A 24,818-nucleotide genomic window follows, 5' to 3' on the forward strand; every position below is an offset into this window, starting at 1 on the left:
AGGGCTTCGCATCATGAGCGTCATCGTCATCGAGTTCATCACCCTGGACGGAGTCGTGTCCGACCCGGACGGATCCGCGGGCACACCGTCGGGTGGCTGGGCGTTCCGGTACGGCCCGGAATCCGTCTCCGGGGACAAGTTCCGTCTCGGCAGCGCCCTGGACGACGGGGTCCTGCTGCTCGGGCGCCGGACCTGGGAGTTGTTCTCGCGGCTGTGGCCGGGCCGGGACGACCCGTTCTCCGCCCGGATGAACGCCGTACCGAAGCTCGTCGCGACCCGCACGCTCACCGACGTCTCCGCGTGGCAGAACTCGCGGGTCCTCGACCAGGACCTGGCGGACGCCGTGCGGAGCGAAGGGCGTGACGTCGTCGTCACCGGCAGTCTCGGCGTCGTGCGCCGGCTGATGTCCCACCGACTCGTGGACGAATACCGGCTGTTGACCTTCCCCGTCGTCCTGGGCACCGGACAGCGCCTCTTCCCCGCCGACGGGCCGCCCGCGGAGCTGGAATGCGTGTCGGTGGAACAGGTCGGCGCCGCCGTCCTCACACGCCACAGGAGCACCGGCCGGCCCCTCGCCCGGTAGCAGGCCCCACGACCCTCGGCCCGTGGACCGCCCGCGTCCAGTCACCTGACGGATCCCGCGCCCGTGCGGATCTTTCTACTGTCGACGCGGGCGGCAACCGCACCCCTCCATGCTGGGGACCGCGGTGGCGCGCTCAGGAAGCAGCCCGGCACGGTGCGGGTGGACAATTGGGGCAGAGTACCGCCCCGGAACGGAAGGGGAAGCACGTGGCCATCGTCTCCCGCGGCTTTCACGGACGACCGAGGCCCCAGGCCGGGCGGCTGCCACCGGGCCAGTACGAGACGTACGACTTCCCGGTGCTCTCGGCGGGGCCGACCCCGCGGATCGAGCAGGACGCGTGGGAGTTCACGGTCACCACGGAGGCCGGTGAACGGCACCGGTGGAGCTGGGCCGACCTGATGGGGCTCCCGGCCGAGCGGCCGACCGTCGACCTGCACTGCGTCACCAAGTGGTCCAAGTTCGACACCACGTGGCAGGGGGTGTCCGTGGACCTGCTCCTGGAGGACGTGGAGACGGCCGCCGACTACGCCCTGGTCCATTCCTACGGCGGCTACACCACCAACCTGCCCCTCGAAGACCTTCTCGACGGGAAGGCCTGGATCGCCTACGGCTACGACGGCGACGACCTGCACCCGGAGCACGGCGGCCCGGCCCGCCTCCTGGTCCCGCACCTGTACCTGTGGAAGTCCGCCAAATGGGTGCGCGGCATCCAGCTGCTGCTCGACGACGAACCGGGCTTCTGGGAGAGCGCCGGCTACCACGACTACGGAGACCCATGGCGCGAACAGCGGTATCAGGGAGACTAGGCGACCGTCTGCGCTGGCGCGTGGGCACACTCGTCGAACGACGTCCGGAGACGCCCGCCGCGCGCACTCTCGTCCTGGACGTGCCCGGCTGGCCGGGCCACCTGCCGGGTCAGCACGTGGACGTGAGGCTGACCGCCGAGGACGGCTACAGCACGCAGCGCAGCTACTCGCTCGCCTCGGCGTCGGACTCCGGCCGCATAGAACTCACCGTCCAGCGCGTGCGGGACGGAGAGGTCTCGCCGTATCTGGCCGACGACTGGGCCGTCGGCGACGCCGTGGAACTGCGCGGGCCCGTCGGGGGCTGGTTCGTGTGGCGCACCGACCAGAAGGAGCCCGTCCTGCTGGTGGCGGGCGGCTCCGGCATCGTCCCGCTGATGGCGATGATCCGCACCCGCCGTGCCGTGGGCAGCCGGGTCCCCTTCCGGCTCGTCTACTCGCTGCGCACGCCCGAGGACCTGATGTACGCGCAGGAGCTGCGCCGGGGCGATCCCGGACTGGACATCGCGTACGTCTACACCCGCAGCGCGCCGGACGGCCTGCGGAGACCGCCCGGGCGGCTGGGCGCCCAGGACCTGGCCGCGGCAGGCTGGCCCGCGGAGTTCGAACCCGCCGTCTACGTCTGCGGACCCACCGGCTTCGTGGAGCACGCTGCGGATCTGCTGGTCGACCTGGGCCACGACCCCGGGCGCATCCGTACCGAGCGCTTCGGCCCGAGTGGAGGCTGACATGGACGCATTCCCCGGCTCCGACGCCTACCAGGACGGGAACGTCCTGGCCGGCCCTCTCTCGGAGATCTTCACCGTGGACCTGACCGCCGCGACCGGCCGCTGCGCCGGCTGCGGCAGCACCGGCCCGCTGGCCGAGCTGCGGGTCTACGGGCCCGCCCCGGGCCTGGTGGCCCGCTGCTCGCACTGTGAACAGGTCGTCCTCCGCCTGGTCCGCGGTCCCCAGGAGGCCTGGCTCGACCTGCGCGGCGCGGTGTCCCTGCGTATCCCGCTGCCCGACGCCTGACCTCCCCGGCCCGCGGCCCGCTTCTCCCCGTGAAAGATTTGAACGCGTTCAAGTCTTGGGCGTAGGCTCGCACCGTACAGGGAGGGGGAGACCCGTGAAGGTCGTCATACCCGGTGGGACCGGGCAGGTGGGTACGGTCCTGCGGCGCGCGCTGAGCGCCGCGGGACATGAGGTGGTCGTCCTGACGCGCCGGCCGACACGCCGGGGCGAAGTCCCGTGGGACGGACGGACCCTGGGGCCCTGGGCCGACGTGATCGACGGCAGCGACCTCGTCGTCAACCTGGCCGGGCGCAGCGTGAGCTGCCGCTACACCGCGCCCAACCTGCGCGCCATGATGGACTCGCGCGTGGAATCCGCCCGTGTCGTGGGAGAGGCGATCGCCGCGGCCGCCGTGCCTCCCCGCGTCTGGATGCAGATGAGCACCGCCACCATCTACGCCCACCGCTTCGACGCGGCCCACGACGAGCGGCACGGCGTACTCGGCGGAGCCGAACCCGGCGTCCCCGGTTACTGGGCCTACAGCGTCGACATCGCCAAGGCCTGGGAGCGGGAGCAGGAACGGGCCGAGACCCCCGGCACCCGCAAGGTCGCCCTGCGCTCGGCCATGGTGATGAGCCCCGATCCTGGCGGCGTCTTCGACGTGCTGCTGCGGCTTGCACGGCTCGGCCTGGGCGGGCCGGTGGCCGGCGGCGCGCAGTACGTGTCCTGGATCCACGACCGCGACTTCGTCCGCGCGGTCGAGTTCCTGGCCGACCGGGAGGACATCGCCGGACCGGTGAACCTCGCCGCCCCGGCCCCGCTGCCGCATCGCCTGTTCATGCACGCGCTGCGCACCGCCTGGGGTGTCCCGGTGGGTCTGCCCGCGACCGGATGGATGGCCGAGATCGGTGCCTTCGCGCTCCGCTCGGACACCGAACTGCTGCTCAAGAGCCGGCGCGTCGTCCCGGGCCGCCTCCTGGACGCGGGCTTCACCTTCGACCATCCGGAGTGGCGCCCGGCGGCCGACGATCTCGTACGACGGGTACGCGACCGGCGGGGCACCGGCGTGCGACGGCCCGTCGCCACCGCCGGGTGACGTCATCACGGTGGAGTCGGTCCCACCAGGGGCACGTGGGTCAGTTCCACAGGGGGTACGTCATCACCTGCGTGTAGCCGTCCGGCCGGCTCTGCGGGTAGTGCAGGCTCATCTTCGTGTAGTGCTGCATCTCCGGCTGCTTCGTCCACGACTGCGGGTTCTCCAGGCGCACGATCACCTCGTAGGCATGGAACTTGCCCGCCGCGCAGTACGGCTTGCAGTCGTTCACCATGTTGACGCCCAAGGCCGTCGCCGAGTTCGCGTCCCACTGCGTCCAGCGGAGCGAGGTGAGACGGCTGTTGCCGTCGCCGCAGGCGAGCATGAAGTCGGCGGGGCGCACCTGGGGCTGCCAGAAGCAGTCGACGATGACGGGCCGGGTCGGCGGTCGGCCCGTGGGGCTCGCCGAGGGAGACGGCTCCGATGTGGCGGCGGATGCCGTCGCCAGAGCCGCCACCAATGACGCGGCGGCACAGAGCGTGGCCGCTGTCCTTGCTGTGTGTCTGCGCATCCGTACACTCCCGGCCGTTCGTCCTCGGCCCCCTGGCCGGTGTCCGGTCCCGCGGTCGCCGGCCCCGTCGACCTCTGTGCGGGCCACCGTGCGGGGGCGGACTCCGGGCAGCCCTGCCGCCCTCGTTCGCCGGCGATCGTCTCTTTGTCGACGCTACGACCACGTCCTGTGATGCGCCACTCGTACGGAGCAACACCGGCGTGACGCCGCGTGAGGATCAGACCCCGTCGGTCCGGACGGTCTGGGTGACCCGCCACAGACGGCGCGGCAGGTCGCCCTCCTCGAAGGCGTGCACCTCGTCGAGGGTCCAGCCGGCGGCCAGCGCGTCGACGAGGGCCCGGTCGAAGAAGTGCACGGCGAATCCGCCGTGTTCGAAGACGTCGTCGCCGTGGGCCGTGCCGGCGCCGAAGTGGGCGTCGCCGGTGTGGCGGACCGTGTAGACCAGGACTCCGCCGGGCCGCAGCACCCGTCGGACCTCGTCGACGGCGGCGTGGATCTCCTTCGTGGACAGAGCCATGCACAGCAGCATGTGCGCGAAGACGGCGTCGACACACGCATCGGGGAGGGGGAGCGGTTCCCGGACGTCGTGAAGCGTGGTCGTCACGCGTTCCTCGACCCCCTGCCCCCGGGCGGCCGCGCGCAGCTGCTCGAGGCCGGTGGCGGAGAAGTCGGTGGCGCGGACGGTGAAGCCTTCACGGGCGAAGTACACGGCGTCACGGCCGTGCCCCGCGCCCAGTTCGAGCACGTCCCGGGCACCCGCCGCCCGGAACGCCGCGGCGGCGTGGACGGCGGGTGCGGACGGGGCCTCGCCGTACATGCCGGGATGATCGCTGTACGTCCGCTGCCAGTGTCGTCGCTGCGCGTCGCCCAGTCCCTGCGGGTCTGCTGCCACCTGCGGTCCCTTCACCCCTGCGGCCCGACGGCCGCACGTCGCCGCCGCCGAGGCCAGCGTAGGCGAGCTGCCGGAGGCCGGCGGACCCGTGTTGTCAGTGCCGCCTCATACAGTGGGGGACATCCATCAGCCCATGCTGGCTGCGTGAGCTGGACCGCCCCGTCCCGGCGTGATGCACCGGGACGGGGCGCGGTACGGCGACACCCCGCGACGTGCCGCAGCGATCACGTTCCGATGCCACGCGAACCGCGAACCCTCCATGCGCCCTACGCATATCTCATGGGTTGCAGGTGGTAGCTTCGGCGGAATGGGGATGAGTCTGGAGGACCGTGCGCGATCGGCCGTGGCCGCGCTCCTGCACGCGACCGGCGAGTCGCAGACCGACCTCGCCACGGCCCTGGGTGTGAGCCAGGCCCAGGTGAGCCGTCGTCAGTCCGGCACGGCCGCATGGAGCCTGGCGGACTGCGAGGCGGTGGCCGCGCACTTCGGCATCGACGTGCTGGACCTGCTGGCCGGTCCGACCCGGGCCTTCGAGTGCCTGCCCGCCGGCCGCCGCCGTACGAGCGGTCGCCGCGCTCCCGCCGCCGCTCCGGGCGGGCCGAAAGAGGTGGCACGATGACGGACTTCGACGCGATCGACGCGCTGCTGGCCAACGCCAGGCAGGAGGTTCCGCTGCCGCCGGCCGAGGCACGCCGGCCCCTGCGCGAAGAGCTGAACCTGTCCCGCACCCAGGTGGCGCAGGCCCTCGGTGTCAGCCCGTCCACGGTCGGCGGCTGGGAGGCGGGGCGGGACCCGAGCGGCGAAGTCCGTGAGAAGTACGCGTACTTCCTCGAAGGCGCGCGGGCCAGGCTTCAGACCCGGGCCGAGGAGGAGGCGGCCCGGGCCCTCGCGTCCGCGGCCGGCTCGGCGGCGGACGACGGGACCGGTACCGACGCCGGTGACAGTGACGGCGTGGACGCGCCGGGCGAGGGCCCGGCGGACGAGGTCGAGGTCCTCTCGGCGCCCCGGCCCTGCGTCCTGTGCGGCAGTCCCGCCCGCCATCAGGTCGCGGGTTTCCCGCAGCACCTGGATCCCGCGGAATGCGCCCCGGACTCACCGGCGGACCCGACGAACACCGCGTCGGCGCGTTCGGCCGGGCCTGCACCGGCGCGCTCGGCCGGGCCAGTGGTGGCGCGAACGGCCGGGACCACGTCCGCGGAGCCGGCGGAGCCCGCGGCCCGTTCCCCGAGGGCCGTGGCGACCGGCAGCCGGGGCAAGCCGGTGACGGTCGTCCCTGTCGGCCGCCGTGTGCGGGCGGCCTCCGACACGCCCGATCCGATCGGCCAGGCCGTGGCCGAGGCGCTCACGACGCACCGGGGAGACACAGAGGCGGCCACGGCGGCACTCGTGAAGCGGGCCATCCCGGACGCCATGGCGCTGCTCGACGAGACACGCAAGGGCGGGCGGTACGACGTCGTCGCCCACCCCTGGATCCCGGACGTCCTGCGCAAGCAGACCGCACGCGGCCCGGACCGGATCTGGGAGGCCCGCCCCAAGTGGACCCGCCCCGAACTCCCCATGGGCCCGCACGAGGTGACCGCTCTCGACGTCAACGGCGCCTATCTGTCCGCGCTGAAGACGCATCTCCCGATCGGGCAGTTGGAGCACTCGACGGGCGGGGACCACGACCGCCGCCGTTCCGGCGTGCATCTGATCACGCCGCCCGCGTGGGACCACGAGGCGGTCCTGCCCAACCCGCTCGGCAGTCGCGACGAACCCGGCCCTCTGTGGGTCACGGAGCCGACCTTGCGGCTGCTGCTGCGGCTGTCCGGGCCGAAGTACGGACTGTGCGACCCACCCGAGATCCATGAGTCGTTCACCTCGGGGGCGACGGAAGGGCTGCTGGAGAAGTTCCGTGTCGCCCTGAAGGACGCCCGCGACCGGGCGATCGCCGAGGACGACGAGGTGACCCTGGAGTACGTGAAGGCGATGTACTCCAAGTTCGTGTCGACGATGGGGGAGTCGAACTACAACCGGAAGCTGTACCGGCCGGACTGGATGCACCTGATCCGCTCCCAGGCGTTCGCCAACCTCTGGATGAAGGCGTACAAGGCGTACGACGAGGGCCTGATGGTCGTCCGCGCCATGGGCACCGACGAACTGCACGTCACCGGCGACTGGCGCGCGGTGTTCCCGGAGGGCCGCGGCGTCGCCGAGGTGAAGGTCAAGGACACGTACACGGTCGGAGGATGAGCAGGTCGCGCCACCGGTGAGGCCGGGCGGCGCCGTTCACGGCCGGCAGGGCCCCGGCCTGTAGCATGTCGGCGCACCGACGTGCGCTCTGTCGAAGATCCGTCGAGGGCCGACATGGTGGGTGGTGAGGGGAAGAAGTGCCGGAGAGGAACATCGAGTTCGGGAAGTTCGGGGCTCGCGGCATCAAGGGCCACGAGGCCGTCGCCCGTCAACTCGACGCGCTCGCGGGCTTCGTCGTCACACCGATCACGGCCCGGCGCGGCCTGGCGGCACGGCTGCACTACCTCACCCGGAGCGCACACGCCCGCGAGGCGGCCCGCGCGGCCGGTCTCACGGTCACCGACCGCACGCTCACGGCGTGGCTGGACGGCAGACGCAGCCCCTCGAAGAGGAATCTCGAACGCATCGAGACCGCCTACCGGACCGTGCGCCGCCACAATGTGGCCCGCTATCTGCTCGCGCGCCTGAACCGCGCGGGCCGTGGCACCCGCGTCGAGTTCCATCCGCTCGACCAGTCCCAGGTGTCCCGCCCCCAGCAGCGCGTGGTCGAGTACCGCACCCTCAACGTCCGGCGCTGGGACCGCATCGTCGAGTCATGGGCCGTGGGCGACGAGGCCGCACTCGACGATGCCTGGATCAGTGAGGTGGTCGTCGACCTGGGCTCCCAGTGGGGTCAGTACGAGTACGTCACGAACATCGGGTTCGCGGCCTGACAGCGCAGCGGCCTGACAGCCCGGCGCCCTGAGCCGCCGGCCTCCTGAGGCGGCGGCCGGGCGACCCGTCGGCCCGACAGCTCGACCGGCCTCGGCCGAGGGCCCTGTCAACGCTCCCGATAGTCCGTGCCGTCCTCGGCCCCCGCATGGTCGGGCAGGCGATACGCGGTGAGGGCGGCCGTGTCGTCGTGGAGGTGGTTGTCGCTGTAGACGAGCAGATCGCGGTGCAGCCGTTCCAGGAGCCGGTGGGGCGGCAGCGGGCCCCAGGAGCGGATGCGATGGACGAGGGGATAGAAGGTTCCCGACGGATCGCGGGCCTCGGTGACACCGTCGGTGTAGAGCAGCAACTGGTCCCCGGGACCGAACGGGTGCTCCTCGACGTGGTAGGTGTCCCCGAGCAGCATGCCCAGGTTCAGGGGCGGTGCGGGGTCGTTCGTCTCCAACTCGACGACCTTGTTGCCGCTGATGAGGACGGGCGGCGGATGGCCGCAGTTGACGATGCGCACCACCGAGTCGTCGTCGGGGATCTCCGCGAAGACCGCCGTGACGAACCGCTCCGCCATGTCGCTGCCGGGGAGCTGGGCGGCCCTGCGGCTCATGCTCGTCTCGACACGGCGCGCGAGGTTCGCGAGGTCCGCTTCGTCGTGAGCGGCCTCGCGGAAGGCACCGAGCAGCGTGGCGGCGGTCTCCACGGCGAGCAGGCCCTTGCCGCGGACGTCGCCGATCAGGAGACGGAGGCCGTGCCGGGTGGGGACGGCCTCGTAGAGGTCGCCGCCGATCCGTGCCTCGGCCGCGGCCGCCAAGTAGAAGGTGTCGACCAGAATGCGTCCGATGCGCTGCGGGACGGGCCTGACCAGGACACGCTGCGCGATCTCGGCCACGAAACGCACGGTCGCGAGCGTCCGTTCCCGTCGCTCCCGGTGGGCGGCGAGGATCGTACCGAGTACGCCGACGACGGCGGTGCACACGTAGGTGGCGACGTAGTGGCGGTCCCACAGGTAGCCCACCTCGCGGCCCGCGCAGCACGGCGTGCCGGCCAGCACCCCTTCAAGTCCGATCGCGGCCAAGGTGATCGCGGCGACGGCGACGGGGCCGTGGGCGAAGGCGGCGATGACCGGGAGGGCGATGATCAGGAAGCTCACCGGCCACTGCACCGGCGTGAGGGGTTCGAGGATCAGGACGAACGCGACGTAGAGGGCGGGCAGCCAGCGCATCCACGCCGGTGGTGCGGGCACCCGGAGCCGGTCGATGCCGCCGGGCTGTGTGGCGTCGGGCGTCGCGGTCCCGGCGCGGCCCGGCCACCTCACAGCCCCCTCCGGCGCGGAGCGGACAGGGGAAGGAGGAGCACCGCCGCACCGGTCGGGTCCGTCCGGGCGTGGCCCGCATGTGCACCACACCCGGGACGGCTCCACTCATGCGGCCTGTGCACACGGACTCCCGGCGAGAAATGATCAGGGCGACCAGCCTGCTGCGCCCGGCCGTCGCATCGCCTTGATTGCTCCAGATCAGGGCATGTCCGGCGCCGTACGGCCGTCATCGAGTACGGGTGTCCCGAGGGCCCCGCGGCTCCCCAGTGGCCCCGCCGCGCCCGCGGGGCGGTCCGGGGCCGGTCGCTCGGGGCGTCAACCCGCAGGCAGGGTGGTCACCTCGGACACCTTCAGATCGACGGGCAGCGCACCGGCGTTGAGTGTGGCGGCGAGCTGCTCGGCCGAGCGGCGGTCGAAGGTGCCGGCAATCTGGGCCTGGCCGCCGGTGATGCTCTGGTTGACGTAGGGGGCACTCACCACCGCGCCGTCGAGGACGATCGCGAACTGGTTCTGCGGCGACTGGTTGGTGGAGAGCCGACCGGTGACCTCGGCGAACTTGGCGGTGCCGGCCGAGGTGAAGTCGAGCTGCACGAGCCATCCGGCGGCGCCGTTCTTGTCGAACTCCGCCTTCGAGGACTTGACGTCGGTGCCCTCCAGCACGGCGGGGCCGAGCAGGTACTTGGAATCCCGGCCGGTGGCGTCGTTCTCGTCGGCGCAGGCGACGACGGAGTCCTGAGGGCGGTCCTCCCGGTCCACCGGGTCCTGCTTCCCCGAGCAGTCGAGTGCCGTGAACCGCTGCTGGAGCGCGGCGTCGGCCGCGCCGCTCGCATCCGCCCCGGCGCTCGGGACGGCCGAGGGATCGGTGCGAAGGCCCAGCCCCCGGGTGAGGGCACGCCCCTGAGGGGCCGTCGGGCTGGGGGAGGGCGTCGCCTGAGAGCCACCGGCGGCGTCCAGGGCCAGGACGGGGCGGAAGAGGAGTTCACCGGTGTCGCCCAGCTCTTCCAGACGATCCTTGTCGGCTGCCCGCCCCGTGACGACGATGGAGTCGCCTCGCTCTTCGACCTCGGCGCCGGTGAGGTGTTCGGCGCGCTTGCGCATGCGGTCGGCGGCCTGGCGTACCGCGTCGGCGCTCAATGGCGACGCCCCGGTGAAGGTGACCACCACGCGTCCGCCGCCCGCCGTGTCCGACGGCAGAGCGCTGCCGGAGTGCGCGGGGCCCGCGGCGGAGGCCCCGTCCTTCGGGCCGGACGCGGATCCGGCGCAGCCGGAGAGAGACACCATCGCGACACAGGGGATGACGGCCGCATGCCAGGGACGAAAGGGACGCATGCGCGGATGGTCTCAAGACCGGAATACCCGGTGTGCCGGAAGTCGCAGATTGTTCCTTTTCCTTCTGTAGCGTTTCCGCGGCTCGCTTTGTGTCCGAGTGCCCGAGCGCCGCGGTGGCCTGGGACGTTGCGTTTCGATCTCCGGGCGGACCGCATGGGGAAATCCTCTTTACCCGGGGAGGGTCGCATGATCAGCTCGCCCTCTGTCATGTCTGCGACCTCTGGGGAGGGGTCGCGAGGGAGGGGAATTCCATGCGGAGCGCCGCAGGAGAGACGACACAGCCGTGCCCGCAGTGCGGGGCCGAGATACGCGGCGACAGCCGGTTCACCCTCTGGTGCGCCGCCTGCGACTGGAACGTGGATCCGGAGGGACCGCGGGCCGAGGAGGGAAGGGTGGAGCGGGCGCGCCGCGCTCTGGCCCGGCGACATGGGGAGAAGCTCTTCGCGGAGGTGACGGGCGGGGGAACGCTGCGCGCCCGGCGGGATTCCGCCGCGACCCTGGCCTATGTCATCGCCCTCGCGGTCCACGGTGTCACCCTGGCGGCCGCGCTCGGCGGTGTCTGGTTCCTCGTACGGTACTGGGGCGGGCCGGGAATGCTGCTCGGCCTCCCCTTCCTCCTTGCGGCGACGGCGCTGCGGCCCCGCTTCGCCCGGCTTCCCGAGAACAAGCCCGTTCTGCTCCGCGCCGACGCACCCGCCCTCTTCGCGCTCGTCGACGAGGTCGCCCAGGTGGCCGGGACCCGGGGCGTGCACGCCATCGCGGTCGACACGGAGATCAACGCGAGCGTCATGCCGTACGGTCTGCGCGGGCGTCGGCTGCTGACGTTGGGACTGCCCCTGTGGGAGATCCTCGGCCCACGGCAGCGGATCGCCCTGCTCGGCCATGAACTCGGCCACTACGGCAACGGCGACGTCCGCCACGCAGCCGTCGTGCACACGGCCCTGCGGTCGCTGACCACCTGGCGCTACGTCTTCGCCCCCGTCCCGCAGCCGACCGGGATCGAGATCCTCGTCAACGTGGTCTACATCGTGCCGGGGCTGCTGGTGCAGGGCCTGCTCATGCTGCTCGACCAACTGACGCTGCGCGCCGCTCAGCGGGCCGAGTACCTCGCCGATCGCGAGGCCGCCCACGCCGGGTCCTCCGAGGCCGCCGTGGGTCTCATGGACCGGCTGCTGGTGGTGGACTCCGCCGAGATCCTGCTGCGACGCGAGGTGAACGCCCTGGCCTTGTCGGGGCCGCGCTCCGCCCGTGAGGCCGAGAACCGCGCCGACGAGGTGTGGGAGCGGCTCACCGCGCACATGGCGTCCATCCCGGAACACGAGCACGAACGCCAGCGCCGTGCCGGGAGCCTGCGCGGACACAGCGTCGACGCGACGCACCCGCCGACCCACCTCAGGCGCCCGCCTGCTCGCCGACGTGCCCCGGGACGCGGCCGTCGCTCCGGACGACGACCGGGACCGCAGGATCGCCGGCGAACTCGCCGCGGCGCGCACCGCGGTGGCCCGCCGGCTGATCCGTGACGGGTTCGACGGCTGAGGCAGTCCTCGCCGGGTGCCCGCGCAGGTCCGCGCGGGGCGTCCCGGGCCACCTCGGTGGCCCGGGACGCGGCCGTCAGGTGCGGTAACCGAGGATGGTCATCATGCCGCTCTCGGAGTGGTACTGGTTGTGGCAGTGCAGCATCCACAGGCCGGGGTTGTCCGCGTTGAAGTCCACGACGAGTTTGCGGTGCGGATGCACGATCGCGGTGTCCTTGCGGGCCCTGGCGGAGTCGATGCCGCTGACGGCGAAGGTGTGGCCGTGCAGATGCAGCGGGTGCCACATGTTCGTCGCGTTGATGAGGGTGATGCGGACGCGTTCGCCCTCACGCACGGGGTGGCGTTGCGTGATCGAGTAGGGGTGGTGGTCGAAGCCCCAGTTGAACTGGCGCATGTTGCCGGTGAGCGTGACGCGCATCTCCCGGTCCGGCTTGCGGTGGCAGAGGGCGACCGAGTCGTCGGGCACGAGCCGGCGCGCGGGCACGATCCGTCCGTCGAGCTCCTTCGGGTGCACGTCGGCCTGCGGCAGGGATTTCCTGCCCTGGCCGGTGCGCAGCACGGCCAGGGCCCTGGCCTTCTTGCCCTCCGCGAGCGCGACCAGCGGGAACACCCCGTCCTTGACGGTGACCAGGACGTCGTACCGTTCCGCCATGCCGAGCAGCAGGGCGTCCGTGGTGGTGTGCTGGACGGGGTATCCGTCCGTGTGGGTGATGGTCATCTTGTGACCGCCGAGCGCCACCCTGAAGGGGGTCTCGGCCCCGGCGTTGATGATCCGCAGCCGGATGCGCTCGCCGGGACGGGCCCGGAAGACCGAGGGGGCACCGGGGAGACGCCCGTTGATCAGGTAGAACGGGTAGTCGACGCTGCCGCCCTCGCTCTCCAGGATGCGGCTGTGACTGCCGTGCAGGACACGGTTGGGGCCGGTCGACCGGTCGCCCTCCCCTTCGTGGCCCGAGTGCTCGTCCCCGTTGCCGGTGCCCATGTCCATCGGCGCCCGGCGAGCGTTGCCGTGCAACTGCCTGAGCACCTTGTCCGGGGTGGAGCCCTGCACCCCGTCGAGCCAGTCGTCCAGGACGACGACCCATTCCCTGTCGTAGGACAAGGGCTCTCGCGGGTCCTCCACGATGAGCGGGGCGTACAGGCCGCGGTCGAGTTGCATGCCCGAGTGGGAGTGCAGCCAGTAGGTGCCCGGGTGGTCCACGGCGAAGCGGTACCGGAAGTCGGCGCCGGGCCGGATCGGGTACTGGGTGAGCCCCGGTACGCCGTCCATGTCGCAGCGCATGCGCACGCCGTGCGAGTGCAGGGTCGTCTCGGTCGGCAGGTGGTTGGCGAGGGTGAGGTCGAGGATGTCGCCCGACTTGATGCGCACCTCTCTGCCCGGCAGATCGTCGCCGTACGCCCATGTTCTGACCGATCGTCCGCCCAGGTCGACGGTGGTCTCGGTGGCGGTCAGCCGGAAGGTGCGGACGGGGCCCTGCCCGCGCCGCTTCTCCGCGGCGATGACCTCGGGACCGGACGGGTTCACGTATCCGCGTGGCCCTTCGGGGACGAAACCGTCACCGCCGAATTGGGCGGATCCATGGCCGTCACCGGTTCGCGGCTGTGAGGTGGGTCCCGGGCGGGCGACGGTCCTCGGTGGTGACGTGGGCCTCGGGCTGTCGACGGTCTGCGGGCGCGAGTCCGACCCGGAACAGGCGGCCAGGGCTCCCGACGTGGCGGCCGCGATCGAGGCACCGAGCACGGTGCGGCGCGAAGGTGTGTGCATGGGTGAATAACACACTTTTTGGCATGATATATGCGGGAATTCGGACGGCGCGTCTGATGAATCACGCACGGTGTGCGACGAATGGCACGGTTCGAACGCGTGTGCGTCACCCTGACGCGCCGGACGTCGTGGCGCGGACGGGTGTCAGGCGGCCGGGTTGCCCAGGGGGCGCAGCTCGTCCGCGTACGAGACGGAGATGCGGCGCATCAGGCCGTCCTCGGTGATGTCGTACTGGCCCAGACGCCACAGCGGCGGCGAGTACGCGTGGATGGACACCGCGTCGTCCGTGGCCCCGGTGAGCCGGTGGATGTGCTCGGGGCCGAAGCAGAAGGACTCACCGGCCCCGACGGTGACGGACAGATGACTGCCGCCTATGCGCGGATTGGACTCGCTCAGTGCGCCCTGCACCACGCCGACCGCGCCGGACGAGATGTCGTGGTCGTGCCAGCCGGTGTCGTTCGCCCGGGTCCAGCACAGCAGCCACACGTCGACGTACTCGTCACGGTGCAGGGAGGCGTAGTGCCGTGCCTCGTCGGAGAAGGCGACCTGCTCGCGCCAGAGGTCGGGGCGGGCCGCGAGGGTGTCGACGAGTTCCTGGAGCTCGCGCTTGTCCAGTGTGCGGTCCGGGAGGGAGTCGTACGTCATGGTGTTCCTCCTTCGAGGTGTCGTCCGTCCCGTGCGGGGCTCAGGAGCTCCCGTGCAGCAGGCGGAGGGGATTGGTGGTGCGCAGGGCGTGCCGGGCGGCGTCCGCGCCGAGGTCGGGCACGACGGGCGCGGCGTAGGGGCGGTCGCTGCCGTTGACGATCACGTCGATGCCGACGGCTCGGACGAGGGCGTCCACGGCGCGCGTCCCGTACGAGGACGTCTCGTAGAAGACGCCGAAGTCGACCTCGCCGCGCCCGCCCCCGCGCGTCGCGAACCGTTCGCCGTGCAGGGGGGCCAGGCCGGCCAGTGCGGCGAAGCAGACACGCAGGCGCGGATGGCGCGCGCGGCCGAAGGCGCGGAAGGCGAACCAGGACGCGTGCATCTGCTGGAGGTACGGGACCAGGGCGGGCCACCAGGGCGGGGCCTCGGTGCCGGGCGGAGCCTGGCCGGGGTGGACGAACAGGGGCTTGTCCAGGTGGACGAGGGTGTCCAGGAGCGGGGCGCACTGCCGCCAGCCCGCCGCGTCGAGCAGCGCGGTGGCGGGGAGCTGGAGGCCGACGCAGCCGCGGCGCAGCGCGCGCTCGACGGCTTCGGGGTCCGGGTCGGACAGACAGGCCGAGGCCCAGACGCCGAAGGGTGCGGGGAGGGCGAGGGCGCCGTCGTGGAAGGCGTCCAGCAGTGGCGTGGCCTCCGCCGGCGGCAGCTGCTCGATGCCCAGCGGGCTGGAGAGCGAGACCAGTGCCAGGTCGAGGCCGTCGGCGGCGGCGAGAGTGGCGCGCGCCGCGAGGTCGTGGTCGGCCGGGGCGACCTCGTACGGCGGCTCTCCCGTCAGGTGCAGGGTCCAGCCGTCGAGGCGCGGCGACGTGGTGCGGGCCCGCAGCAGCTCGACGAAGGCGGGCGGCCAGAAGTGCTGGTGGACGTCGATGAGCACGCTGGATCCTCGGGAAAATCCTTGCGGGGACTGGGGGAGAGGTGAGGTTAAGCGCTTCAGTGATGCGTTTAACTTAATCGCTTAACAAGAAGGCGTGTCAAGCCTGCGCCCATGGATCGGACAGGTCCCGGTAGGCTTCCCGGCATGGCCAGGCCCAACAAACGCACCACCCTCAGGGAGGTGGCCGAGGCCACGGGCCTCTCCACCGCCGCCGTCTCCTATGCCCTGCGGGGCCAGCACGTCTCCAAGGAGACCGAGGAACGGGTACGCAGGGCCGCCGCCGAGCTCGGTTACGAGGCCGACCCCATCGCGCGCGCCCTGGCGAGCGGCCGTACCAGCATGGTCGGGGTCCTCGCGGGTGACCTTCAGGACCTCTGGCAGCAGCAGTTGATGGCCGCCATCGGACGGGAGCTGCTGGTCGGCGACCGGTACGCGCTCATCGTGGACGCGGGCGGCGACCCCGACCGGGAGCTCGCCCTCGCCAAACAGCTGCGCGACCAGCGGGTGGACGCGCTGCTCGTGTCTCCCGTGAACCCTTCGGCGGAGGACTGGGCGGCGATCGCCGACGCGCTGCCCGTGGTGGCCGTGGGGGACTCGCTGAACCGGGCCCGTACGGCAGGGCAGGTCATCTTCGACAACAGGGCCGGCATCGACGCCGTACTGGAGTATCTGCACCGGCTCGGCCACCGCAGGGTGACGGTGCTGACGCCCACCCGGCCGAGCACACCGGACCGGCCCGCCGACGTCTATGTCGGCGAGGCGGCCGACCGGCTCGGCCTGGAGGCCGAACTGGTCCCTTGTCCCCAGGAGTTGAGCGAGGCGACGGCGGTCGCGAGGGGGGTCCTGGACGGGGGCCGCCGCACCACCGCCGTCTTCTGCTTCTCCGACTCGCTGGCCTACGGGGTGTACGCGGCCGCGGCGGAGGCCTCGCTCACGGTCGGGCGGGACGTCTCCGTGGTCGGCTTCGACGATCACCCCGTCTCGCGCGTGCTCACACCGCCGCTGACCACCGTCGACTGGGGGCTGGCCGAGATCGCCGCGGAGGCGGCGCGGCTGACCGTCGCGGCGATCGAGGGCAAGCGGGTGCGTCGGAAGCGGATCCTGTGTGCGCCGCGGATGAGCGAGCGGGGCTCCGCGGTACGGGCGTGAGGAAGGGCCGGCGGCGGTCCGGACCGGGCGCCGCCGGGTGGTGCGGTACCTGAAGGCCGGCCGGGGTTGCCGGATCCGGTCTCCGGCCGGTGATGCCGGACCCGGCCGTCGTCCGACGGTGCCGGGCCCGGCCGTCGTCCGACGGCGGCGGACCCGATCATTGCCTGACGGCGGTGGAGGGGTGGCTGCCCGCCGGCTGTGGACCCGTGGCTGTCCTGCGGGGCCGGTGGTGCGGGCTCGGTGCTCAGCCCGGCGACCGTGCCAGATGGTCGAGTTCGTCACCGATCGCCTCGCGCAGATCGGCGTGCCGCGGCCCGAGGGCGTAGTCCTCCTCGCTCCACATCTCCCGCGGGTAGAGCCACACCGGCAGGCCCACCAGGTCCGCGGGCTCCCACTCGAACCGCGGCCACACATGAGCGTGCAGGAATCCGTCGGTGTTGCCGAGGATCTCCAGGTTCACCCGGCGGAAGGCCGGGTCCAGGCGTCGGCAGGCGCGTTCGACGGCCTCGCCGAGTCGGTCCATGTCGGAGAGGAAGGCCAGCCGACGGCCCTTCGGCAGGTCCGACAGCCGTCGCACCGCGGGATCGTCCGCCAGGAGCACCGAGTACCCCGGCAGGAACTGGACGTCCCCGATCACCGCGAATCCCGCGTCCAGCCGTCGCAGCACCGCGGGGTTCTCACCCCGCAGTGCGCTGCCGATCCGGTCCTTGCGCCACTCGTCACTCATGAGCGGCGACTCTACCCACCGGCCGGTGCCGTACCGGGTGACCGCGACGGTCGCTGCGACGGGTGGCCAGGGCACCCGCGAGCCCGTCGCGGGGCCTATGCGCGGCCGAGAGCGGTGCAGACACACACCCTGTTGCCGTCGGCGTCGGCGAGCACGGTGAAGGACGGTGCCTCGGAGGCGTCGACCACCGTGCCGCCCGCGGCGACGGCGGCCGCGATGCGTTCCCCGGCCACCTCCGGAGCCAGCCACAGGTCGATGTGCCAGCGCTGACGCGGCGTGTCGTGCGCGTCGGTCCGCTGGAACCACACGTTGGGCAACCGGTTCGTCGGGTCGAGGACCGTGTCGAGAACGGTGTTGCCCGGATCGCCGGTCAGCAGCGCGGACCAGAACGGGCCCACAGCCGTGTCGTCGGCGGTGTCGAGGCCGAGTTCCACCTGCGCCACCGCACCCGGGGTGGCGGTGAGGTCGTGCTCCCGGGCGATCCTGCTGATCGTGCGGGCCAGTTCGAGGTCCTGCGCCGTGATCCACCGACCGCCCCGGGTGTCGTCCGCGGACGACAGGGCCACGTCGACGCATCCGTGGCCCAGCCGGACCTCCGGGTCGCGACCCGCGGACACCGCGGCCTCCGCGACGGCGGCCACGAACGCGGCTCCTCGGACGATGTCCGCGACCGGATAACGGGTGGTGAGGGACTGGGCCAGCTTGCGCCAGTCGCCGAGTCCGTCCGCGACGGCGGCGAGGACGGCCGGGGTGCTGAGCGTCTCCATGGGGTCGATGATCCCAGCGGGAACCGGACTTGTCGTCCGAGGCCGTGATGACCGGGCGCTTCGCCCGACGGGCTCAGCCGTGCCCGGTGGGTCGCTCCGCAGGTGTCCGGCGCGACGACGGGATTCTCGCGCGGAGGTCTCCTCCGCGCCGTGAGAGTCGGCGAGGGCTACGACCGTCCTCGTACCGGACGCTTCCTGCCGGACTGTGATCTGGGCGAGTTCTCCTCTTTTGGAGTGTGTGACGCGGCGGGCGGGTGAATACTCCTCGCATGGCGCGGGAGAAGCCCTCACTGCAGTCACTCATGCGGAAGCAGCAGCAGCCACATTTCGTGGCCCGGCGTGGCGAGTTGGACCGCTTCGCAGAGAACTTGGCTCTGGCGCCGGACGATCCCCAAAAGCGCTTCCTCGTGCATGTGCACGGGCCGGCCGGTGTGGGCAAGACGACTCTGGTCGAGCAGTTCCGTCACCGTGCGCAGCAGCAGGACACGCTCATCGCCCTGACCGACGAGACCTCCGTCACCGTCCTGGAGGTCATGCAGGCGATCAGCCGGCAGTGCTCCGAGCAGGGCGTACCACTGAAGTCCTTCGACAAACTTGCCGCCGCCTACTGGGAGGGCAGGTTGAAGGTGGAGGCAGGGGCGTCGCCGGAGTCCCCCGAGCCGTCAGCGGGCAGCCGTGCGGCGGCACAGGTCGGGATCGGTCTGGCGAACCAGGTGCCACTCCTCGGACTGATCACCCCCGCTCTGGATTCGGGTCTGCTGGCCCAAGGCGCCGACCAACTACGGCAGTCGCTCGTGCGCACCTTCCGAGATCCTCAGCAGATAAAGCTGGTCACGACGCCGGTGGAAGTCCTGACACCGGTGTTCGTCGAGGATTTCGGGGCCGCATCCGAGAGCCGTGACCGGGTCACGCTCTTCTTCGACACCCACGAGAAGACCGCCGCCTTCCTCGACCCCTGGCTGATCCAGTTGCTCTCCGGCCGGTACGGACCCCTGCCGGTCAATGTGGTCGTCACGCTCTCCGGACAGAACAGGCTCGACCAGAATCGCTGGGCCCGCTATCTGGCCATGGTCGAGGACGTACCGCTCTCGCTGTTCTCCGACGAGGAGGCACGACAACTGCTCGACGGCTGGAACATCACGGACGAGCCGGTGGTCCAGGAGATCATCTCCCTGTCCGGAGGTCTGCCGTTGCTGGTGATGACGTTGGCCGCCAGCCGTCCCTCCGCCGCCGCGGAGGTGGGCGACCCCAGCGACACCGCCGTGGGGCAGTTGCTGAAATGGGTCACCGACCCCGTGCTGCGCGATGCGGCGTTGTCGGGTGCCCTTCCACGGCGGCTCGACGAGGACGCTCTGCGCACCGCCGTCGCAGGGGACGGCACTGCCGGGGACCGCACCGTCCCGGAACTGCTCGCCTGGCTGCGTCGACAGCCCTTCATCAGCGAGGTCGGCGGGGAGTGCCGCTATCACGACCTGGTACGCACGCAGATCCTGCGACTTCAGCGTCGTCAGTCACCGCGTCGATGGCGGATACAGCACTCGGCCCTGGCGTCGGCCTTCGCGTCCGCGGACGCCGACACCGCTGCCGACCGCGGCGAGACGCAACAGTGGCAGGACGACGCATGGCAGAGGCGACGATGCGAGGAGACGTACCACCGGCTGTGCGCCGGTGCCTCGGAGGCGACCACGGATGCCGTCCGCCATGCGGTCCGGGCCGCCTTCAACGGTGCCCCGGCGGCCCGTCGCTGGAGCGCCATGCTGTATCAGGCTGGTCAGGACGGTGGCATCACCGAACTCAGCGCCTTCGGGCGACGGTTGACGCTGTCGGTGGATCAGGCCGACAGTGGGGTCCTCGGCTACATCGCCGCCCTACTGGAGTCCCCGCTGCTGGACGACGCGACGCGTGCGGCGGCCCACGCCCTGCGCGGCCGCGAGTACCGGAGCCGAGGGGAGTACAGCAGCGCCCTCCAGGAGTACGGCCGCAGTATGCGGCTCGCGCCGGAGCGGCAGGGAGCTTATGAGGGGCGCGGTGAAACCTACCGGCTCATGAACCGCTACGAGGACGCCCTCGCTGACTTCGACCGGTCCCTGGAGCTCGAGCCGGGAGGCGCGTGGTCGCTCGCCCTGCGAGGCGTCGTACGCATCGCCCTGGGCCGCAACGCACAGGGATTCGACGACCTGGACCGGTCGGTCCGGCTCTCTCCGAACTCGGCCTGGTTCCTCGCGCACCGAGGTGAGGCGAACCGGCTGATGGGCCGGTACGAGCAGGCGCTCGACGACCTCGACCGGGCTGTGGCGATGAGCGCCGACGAGTGGACTCTGCGGTACCGCGGACTGACGTACTACGCGATGGACCAGAACAGCGCGGCCCTCGCGGACTTCCGCCGCGCCAGTGAACTCCGCCCGGACCACGCACTGCTTCACGCGGCGTGTGCCGTGGTCTGCCGGCGTCTGGGGCGCACCGAAGAGTCACTCGCCGACTTCGAACGCGCCGTCGCCCTGTCCCCCGACGACCCGTCAGTTCTGAAACTCCGCGCCGACTTCCACTTCGCTTCGGGTCGTTACCCTCAGGCCGTCGCCGATCTAGAGAGGGTGATCCAGGTGAGCCCGGACGACGTCTGGGCCATCTCCGTGCGGGGCGAGGCCCTGCGGCTGAGCGGTCGTCCCAGCGACGCGCTCTCCGTGTTCGACGCGGTCCTGGAGCACGACGCGGACCATGTCTGGGCTCGAGCACGTCGCGCGGAGGTGCTCAGGCACCTGGGGCGGTTCGGCGAGGCGTTCGCGGAAGCCGATCGCGCCCTCGCGCTTGCGCCTGAGGACGACTGGACGCTGGCGGTCCGTGGCATGACCCGGATTCTCGCCGGACAGTTGCGCTCCGGCGAGGAGGATCTGGACCGGGCGCTGGACATCAACCCGGACAGCCTTCCGGTCCGGGGCAATCGTGCGCATCTCTACAACTTCCAGGGTCGTCACCGTGATGCCCTCGACGAGTTCGAACGGGTGCTGGCCACCACGCCCACGGACACCGCGGCGATCGTCGGCAGAGGTGTGGCGTACCAGGAACTCGGCCGGCACCACCGTGCTCGCGGGGACTTCGAGAGTGCCGCCGCCCTGGCACCGGACGACCCGTGGACCCGTGCGGCGCTCGCTGCGTCCCGCTCCATCACCGAGCGGTACGAGCAAGGCGAGTCGCCCCTCGACCGGCTCATCGCGGAGAGTCCCGATGTGGAGGCGTTGTCACGGCGCGTGGGTGTCCGCTGCCTCTCCGGCCGATACGCTGAAGCGCTGAGCGACCTCGACCTTCTCCGAGCACTGCGACCTGAGGGGTCGTATCTGCCTTACGCCGCGGGTGTTCTGCGCGTACTGGGGCGATTCGAAGAGGCCTCCGAGGCGGCTGACGCGGCGGTCGCAGTCGATCCCGACAGTTCGAGGGCGCTCCTTCAACGCGCCCTGGTCCGTTACTCGCTGGACCGGTTCGACGACGCGCTGACGGATCTCGACCGCGTGGTGCAGCTGACGAGCCACAGGGAAGCAGACTCCCTGGCGAGTCGAGGGGAGGTACTGAGGAGCCTGGACCGCGGACCTGAGGCACTCGCCGATCTGGATCGTGCGGTGGAACTCAAACCTCGCGCGGGCATACCCCACTACGTGGCCGGGCTCGTGCTCGGCGCGGTGGGGGACGAAGACGCTGCTGCGGAGAGGCTGGACCAGGCGGAACGGCTGCTGTTGCACGAAGCCGCCCTTCCCGCGATGGAGGCGCGAGCGCGAGGCTTTCTGCTTCTCGTGCAGTGTGCTCGCCGGCGAGGGGACGCGGCGGAGCGCAGGCTGTCGGAGTTCGCCTCCTCAGGACCGACGCGGTGGCAGGTCCAGGAGATTCTTGTCAGCCTCGACAAGCTCGTGGCCGCTCTGCCACCCGTCGAGGAGCAGTCGACGGCAGTGCGTCGACGGCTCCACGCACTGGAGAACAGGGCACCGATGCCTGGCGTGTAGTCCTTCGAGCTTCTCTCCTGGCGGGCCCTGCACCCGCGTCGGCGTCGCTGGTGAGCCGCTGAGAGCCTGCCGGAGGGGAGCACGGGCCGTCCTGGGCCAAGGTGCGGCGAGGCTGCCCTTCAGAGGTGAGGAGAAGGGGCGGAGGCGGCGAGGAGGGTCTCGGCCGCGAAGGTGCGCGCGTACAGCACCGACCGGCCCGCCCGGTGGGCGCTGACCAGTCCGGCGTCGCGCAGCGCGGTGAGGCACTGCGAGACGGCCGGGGCCGAGAGCCCGGTGCGCAGGGCGAGCTCGGTCGTGGACGCGGGGGACTGCAGTTCGGCCAGCAGCAGGGTCCGTGAGCGGCCCAGTACGGCGGCGACGGCATCGGTGCGGGCGACGGGCCGAGGTGCCCACAGGGTGCCCGTGCCGCGGGCGGGATAGGCGAGCTGCGGCGGATCCGGCGGCGTCACCCGGGTGAACAGGCCCGGTCCGGTGAAGACCGACGGGATCAGCAGCAGCCCGGCACCCGCCGTCCGCCGGGACAGCGGCCCCGGCCGGGAGGACAGCCTCAGCGCGCTGTCGTCCCAACTGAGCGACGGGTGAAGGTCGTTGAACAGGCGGCCGACGCCGTGCTCGGCGACCTGGCGGGTCCTGTGGTAGACGTCGGCGTCGAGGCAGGTGCGCAGGCGCGCCCAGTAGGGAGCCAGCGCCAGTTCCCAGTAAGCGGCGATCTCCTCGGTCACCCGGACCAGGTGGACGCTCGGCTCCGCGTACAAGTGACCGAGTCGCGGCCCGAGTCGGCTTCCGTCCTGACGGAGCCGGTCCAGCTCCTCGCGGACCCGGCCGTCCGGCGTGGCCCGGATCGCGGCCAGTTCCTCCTGAAGCGTGGGAGCAGGGCCTTTCGGTGCCGGGTTGAGGAAGTCGGGCACATACCCCGAGGGCGGGATCAGTGCGGCCAGCCATCCCCGGTCGAGCCCGGCGGCGGCCAGTCGTGGCCCCACCTGCCGGGCCCAGGCCCGGTGCACGGGGTGCGCGGTGCCGGACCGCAGCAGCCGCATGCTGGGCCCCACCTCCCACATCGGGGAGACCACGAACCGCACACGTGCCAGATCGCCCACCGAGAACGCCAGCTCCGCCAGCACGGCCACCCCGAGGATTCACCCATGTCTTAATCAATGGCCCGGAGCCTACAGCGCCGAGAACATCCGGGCATGACCTCGACGACCATCACGGCCGCGGCAGCGGGCAGTTGGACCCTCGGCGACCTCACCGTCCACCGGATCGGCTTCGGCGCGATGCGCCTGACGCAGACCGGCGCGGCCCTCACCCACGACGCCGTGCCCCGCGACCGCGCCCAGGCCATCGGCCTGCTGCGCCGCGCGGTGGAGCTCGGCGTGAACCACATCGACACCGCCGCGTTCTACTTCTCCTCGCTGCGCTCCGCCAACGAGCTGATCAACCGGGCCCTGGCCCCCTACCCGGACGATCTCGTGATCACCACCAAGGTGGGCCCGGGCCGCCACCCTTCGGGCGCCTGGCTGCCACCCGCCACCCCCGAGCGCCTGCGCGGGCAGGTCGAGGAGAACCTGCGCCAACTCGGCCGGGACCACCTCGACGTGGTGAACCTGCGCATCATCGGCAACGACTCGATAGCCGAACGCTTCGGCGCGCTGGCCGAACTCCGCCGGGCGGGCCTCGTCCGGCACCTCGGCCTGTCGAACATCCAGCCGCACCACCTCGCCGAGGCCCGCGCGATCGCGCCGGTGGTCTGCGTCCAGAACATGTACGGCATCGGCGTAGGGCCCGAACACGACGAACTCCTTCGCGCGTGCGGGCGGCAGGACATCGCGTTCGTGCCCTTCTACGCCATCGCCGGCACGGGTCGGCAGGGCGGTGCGAGCGGCACCGACAGCGACGAGGTGCGCGCCGTGGCACGGGCACACGCAGTGAGCACGGCCCAGGTCCGTATCGCGTGGACGCTGCACCAGGGGCCGCACGTGCTGGCCATCCCCGGCACCGGCGACCCCGGCCATCTCGACGACAACGTGGCCGCCGGCGCGCTGCGTCTGTCCGAGGACGACCTGGCCCTCCTGGACTGCGCCCATCGCGCCGCAACGTGACGGGCGTCGCGCCCGGCACGAGCGCCGTCCGTCCGGCGGTCACACGGAGGAGCGCACGAAGACGGGCTTGAGGTGCTTCTCCGGCAGTGCGTCGGAGTCGGTTGTGACCTGCTGCTGTCCGTGAGGTGGGAGGGGCTGTCCGGCGGTGTCGAGAAATGCCGGGCGGGGAGAGGTGTCTCGCCGTGGCGGGCGCCGGGTGTGCGCTCGGCGGACCGGTGACAGTGGCCGGTGTGCCGTGAGAGGGTCCCGGTGTGACCGATGCTGCGGGTGGGGGAACGACCTCGGGACGGCCGGACGACCGGACGGCGTCCGTGTTGCGGTTCGCGACCGAGATCGTCGCCTGGGTGGCGACTCCCTGGGCGTTGGCGGGTCACTCCTGGCTGCTCGCTGTGCTGTCTGTCGTCTTGCTGATCGGGCTTCCGACGGTGTTCTCCACTCCGGGGGACAAGGCGCACGTGATCGTCGCGGTGCCGGGTCCGGTCACGATCCTGCTCGTGCTCCTCCAGTTGGCCGCCGCCGTCGTCTCGTCGTGGGTGGTCTGGCCGCTCTGGGCCGCCGTCCTGGTGAGCGCGATGGCTGCGGCCACAATTCTGACGGAGCGTCCACGCTGGCGGTGGCTGATCTCGCCCGAGCGGGTCGCCGCCTGAGACGGCGCAGATCCCGGCACGACCGCCCCTCGCCCGTCCCTGCGGCCGGCCGCCCCGGCACGACCGCCCCTACCGGCAGGCCGCCCCGGGGTGACCGGCCGACACGAT

Annotated in this window: 23 protein-coding genes; 13 read left to right on the forward strand and 10 right to left on the reverse strand. The window is 71.7% G+C overall.

Translation table 11 applies throughout. From position 1 onward, the window contains the following. Window positions 1-13: 13 nt before the first annotated feature. The 5 genes from ABEB03_RS44585 to ABEB03_RS44605 all read left to right on the forward strand — a co-directional run bounded on the left by ABEB03_RS44585 (window position 14) and on the right by ABEB03_RS44605 (window position 3,475). Entirely contained in the window at window positions 14-583 is a 570-nt protein-coding gene (locus ABEB03_RS44585) for a dihydrofolate reductase family protein (RefSeq protein WP_345658867.1), read from the forward strand. A 206-nt stretch (window positions 584-789) separates the two neighbouring features. Then, a complete protein-coding gene (locus tag ABEB03_RS44590) occupies window positions 790-1,389 on the forward strand; it encodes a sulfite oxidase-like oxidoreductase (protein ID WP_345658869.1) in 600 nt (199 codons plus the stop codon). Continuing rightward, a complete protein-coding gene (locus ABEB03_RS44595) occupies window positions 1,359-2,114 on the forward strand; it encodes a ferredoxin reductase (protein WP_345658870.1) in 756 nt (251 codons plus the stop codon). Before ABEB03_RS44590 ends, ABEB03_RS44595 begins: the two co-directional genes overlap by 31 nt. A 1-nt stretch (window position 2,115) precedes the next feature. Beyond that, on the forward strand, window positions 2,116-2,400 hold the full coding sequence (locus ABEB03_RS44600; RefSeq protein WP_345658872.1) for a DUF6510 family protein: 285 nt from the start codon (window positions 2,116-2,118) through the stop codon (window positions 2,398-2,400). A gap of 94 nt (window positions 2,401-2,494) precedes the next feature. Next, window positions 2,495-3,475 (forward strand): DUF1731 domain-containing protein, encoded by a 981-nt coding sequence (locus ABEB03_RS44605; RefSeq protein ID WP_345658874.1) that lies wholly within the window; start codon window positions 2,495-2,497, stop codon window positions 3,473-3,475. A 40-nt stretch (window positions 3,476-3,515) separates the two neighbouring features. Here the strand turns inward: ABEB03_RS44605 and ABEB03_RS44610 are convergent, their stop codons facing one another. After that, window positions 3,516-3,983 (reverse strand): hypothetical protein, encoded by a 468-nt coding sequence (locus ABEB03_RS44610; RefSeq protein WP_345658876.1) that lies wholly within the window; start codon window positions 3,981-3,983, stop codon window positions 3,516-3,518. A 217-nt stretch (window positions 3,984-4,200) separates the two neighbouring features. After that, entirely contained in the window at window positions 4,201-4,875 is a 675-nt protein-coding gene (locus ABEB03_RS44615) for a class I SAM-dependent methyltransferase (protein WP_345658877.1), read from the reverse strand. Window positions 4,876-5,182: 307 nt separating this feature from the next. On the opposite strand from ABEB03_RS44615, the gene ABEB03_RS44620 reads away from it, so the two are divergent. The 3 genes from ABEB03_RS44620 to ABEB03_RS44630 all read left to right on the forward strand — a co-directional run bounded on the left by ABEB03_RS44620 (window position 5,183) and on the right by ABEB03_RS44630 (window position 7,820). After that, on the forward strand, window positions 5,183-5,494 hold the full coding sequence (locus ABEB03_RS44620; protein ID WP_345658878.1) for a helix-turn-helix domain-containing protein: 312 nt from the start codon (window positions 5,183-5,185) through the stop codon (window positions 5,492-5,494). Then, window positions 5,491-7,107 (forward strand): helix-turn-helix domain-containing protein, encoded by a 1,617-nt coding sequence (locus tag ABEB03_RS44625; RefSeq protein WP_345658879.1) that lies wholly within the window; start codon window positions 5,491-5,493, stop codon window positions 7,105-7,107. Before ABEB03_RS44620 ends, ABEB03_RS44625 begins: the two co-directional genes overlap by 4 nt. A gap of 137 nt (window positions 7,108-7,244) precedes the next feature. After that, window positions 7,245-7,820 carry a transcriptional regulator gene (locus ABEB03_RS44630; RefSeq protein WP_345658880.1) on the forward strand — a complete coding sequence of 192 codons (576 nt, stop codon included), beginning with the start codon at window positions 7,245-7,247 and terminating at the stop codon, window positions 7,818-7,820. A 107-nt stretch (window positions 7,821-7,927) separates the two neighbouring features. Here the strand turns inward: ABEB03_RS44630 and ABEB03_RS44635 are convergent, their stop codons facing one another. Beyond that, the gene (locus ABEB03_RS44635) at window positions 7,928-9,127 is read right to left on the reverse strand and encodes a PP2C family protein-serine/threonine phosphatase (protein WP_345658881.1); all 1,200 of its coding nucleotides are present in this window, start codon (window positions 9,125-9,127) and stop codon (window positions 7,928-7,930) included. Window positions 9,128-9,442: 315 nt separating this feature from the next. Further along, entirely contained in the window at window positions 9,443-10,456 is a 1,014-nt protein-coding gene (locus tag ABEB03_RS44640; RefSeq protein ID WP_345658882.1) for a SecDF P1 head subdomain-containing protein, read from the reverse strand. 251 nt (window positions 10,457-10,707) lie between these two features. Here ABEB03_RS44640 and ABEB03_RS44645 point away from each other — a divergent pair, with 251 nt between their 5' ends. After that, complete coding sequence (locus tag ABEB03_RS44645; RefSeq protein ID WP_345658883.1) at window positions 10,708-11,976, forward strand: M48 family metallopeptidase; 1,269 nt, start codon at window positions 10,708-10,710, stop codon at window positions 11,974-11,976. Between the two features lie 91 nt (window positions 11,977-12,067). On the opposite strand, the gene ABEB03_RS44650 is transcribed toward ABEB03_RS44645, so the two are convergent. The 3 genes from ABEB03_RS44650 to ABEB03_RS44660 all read right to left on the reverse strand — a co-directional run bounded on the left by ABEB03_RS44650 (window position 12,068) and on the right by ABEB03_RS44660 (window position 15,332). Continuing rightward, window positions 12,068-13,756 (reverse strand): multicopper oxidase family protein, encoded by a 1,689-nt coding sequence (locus tag ABEB03_RS44650; protein ID WP_345658885.1) that lies wholly within the window; start codon window positions 13,754-13,756, stop codon window positions 12,068-12,070. 144 nt (window positions 13,757-13,900) lie between these two features. Then, entirely contained in the window at window positions 13,901-14,401 is a 501-nt protein-coding gene (locus ABEB03_RS44655) for a cysteine dioxygenase (protein ID WP_345658886.1), read from the reverse strand. 40 nt (window positions 14,402-14,441) lie between these two features. Next, a complete protein-coding gene (locus ABEB03_RS44660) occupies window positions 14,442-15,332 on the reverse strand; it encodes an amidohydrolase family protein (protein ID WP_345658887.1) in 891 nt (296 codons plus the stop codon). Between the two features lie 144 nt (window positions 15,333-15,476). On the opposite strand from ABEB03_RS44660, the gene ABEB03_RS44665 reads away from it, so the two are divergent. Next, window positions 15,477-16,481, forward strand: a complete 1,005-nt coding sequence (locus tag ABEB03_RS44665) for a LacI family DNA-binding transcriptional regulator (protein WP_345658888.1) — start codon at window positions 15,477-15,479, stop codon at window positions 16,479-16,481. A 244-nt stretch (window positions 16,482-16,725) separates the two neighbouring features. Here ABEB03_RS44665 and ABEB03_RS44670 read toward each other — a convergent pair whose 3' ends face one another. Then, window positions 16,726-17,208 carry an HIT family protein gene (locus ABEB03_RS44670; protein WP_345658889.1) on the reverse strand — a complete coding sequence of 161 codons (483 nt, stop codon included), beginning with the start codon at window positions 17,206-17,208 and terminating at the stop codon, window positions 16,726-16,728. A 95-nt stretch (window positions 17,209-17,303) separates the two neighbouring features. Further along, on the reverse strand, window positions 17,304-17,975 hold the full coding sequence (locus tag ABEB03_RS44675; RefSeq protein ID WP_345658890.1) for a VOC family protein: 672 nt from the start codon (window positions 17,973-17,975) through the stop codon (window positions 17,304-17,306). 269 nt (window positions 17,976-18,244) lie between these two features. Here ABEB03_RS44675 and ABEB03_RS44680 point away from each other — a divergent pair, with 269 nt between their 5' ends. Then, a complete protein-coding gene (locus tag ABEB03_RS44680; protein ID WP_345658892.1) occupies window positions 18,245-21,964 on the forward strand; it encodes a tetratricopeptide repeat protein in 3,720 nt (1,239 codons plus the stop codon). A 119-nt stretch (window positions 21,965-22,083) separates the two neighbouring features. On the opposite strand, the gene ABEB03_RS44685 is transcribed toward ABEB03_RS44680, so the two are convergent. Beyond that, window positions 22,084-23,085, reverse strand: a complete 1,002-nt coding sequence (locus ABEB03_RS44685; protein ID WP_345658927.1) for an ArsR/SmtB family transcription factor — start codon at window positions 23,083-23,085, stop codon at window positions 22,084-22,086. 69 nt (window positions 23,086-23,154) lie between these two features. Here ABEB03_RS44685 and ABEB03_RS44690 point away from each other — a divergent pair, with 69 nt between their 5' ends. Continuing rightward, the gene (locus ABEB03_RS44690) at window positions 23,155-24,063 is read left to right on the forward strand and encodes an aldo/keto reductase (protein WP_345658893.1); all 909 of its coding nucleotides are present in this window, start codon (window positions 23,155-23,157) and stop codon (window positions 24,061-24,063) included. Window positions 24,064-24,314: 251 nt separating this feature from the next. Further along, window positions 24,315-24,710: a hypothetical protein gene (locus ABEB03_RS44695; protein WP_345658894.1), complete on the forward strand. Its 396-nt coding sequence runs from the start codon at window positions 24,315-24,317 to the stop codon at window positions 24,708-24,710. Window positions 24,711-24,818: the final 108 nt, after the last annotated feature.

Source organism: Streptomyces siamensis, from assembly GCF_039543605.1.
GTDB classification, from domain to species: Bacteria; Actinomycetota; Actinomycetes; order Streptomycetales; family Streptomycetaceae; genus Streptomyces; species Streptomyces siamensis.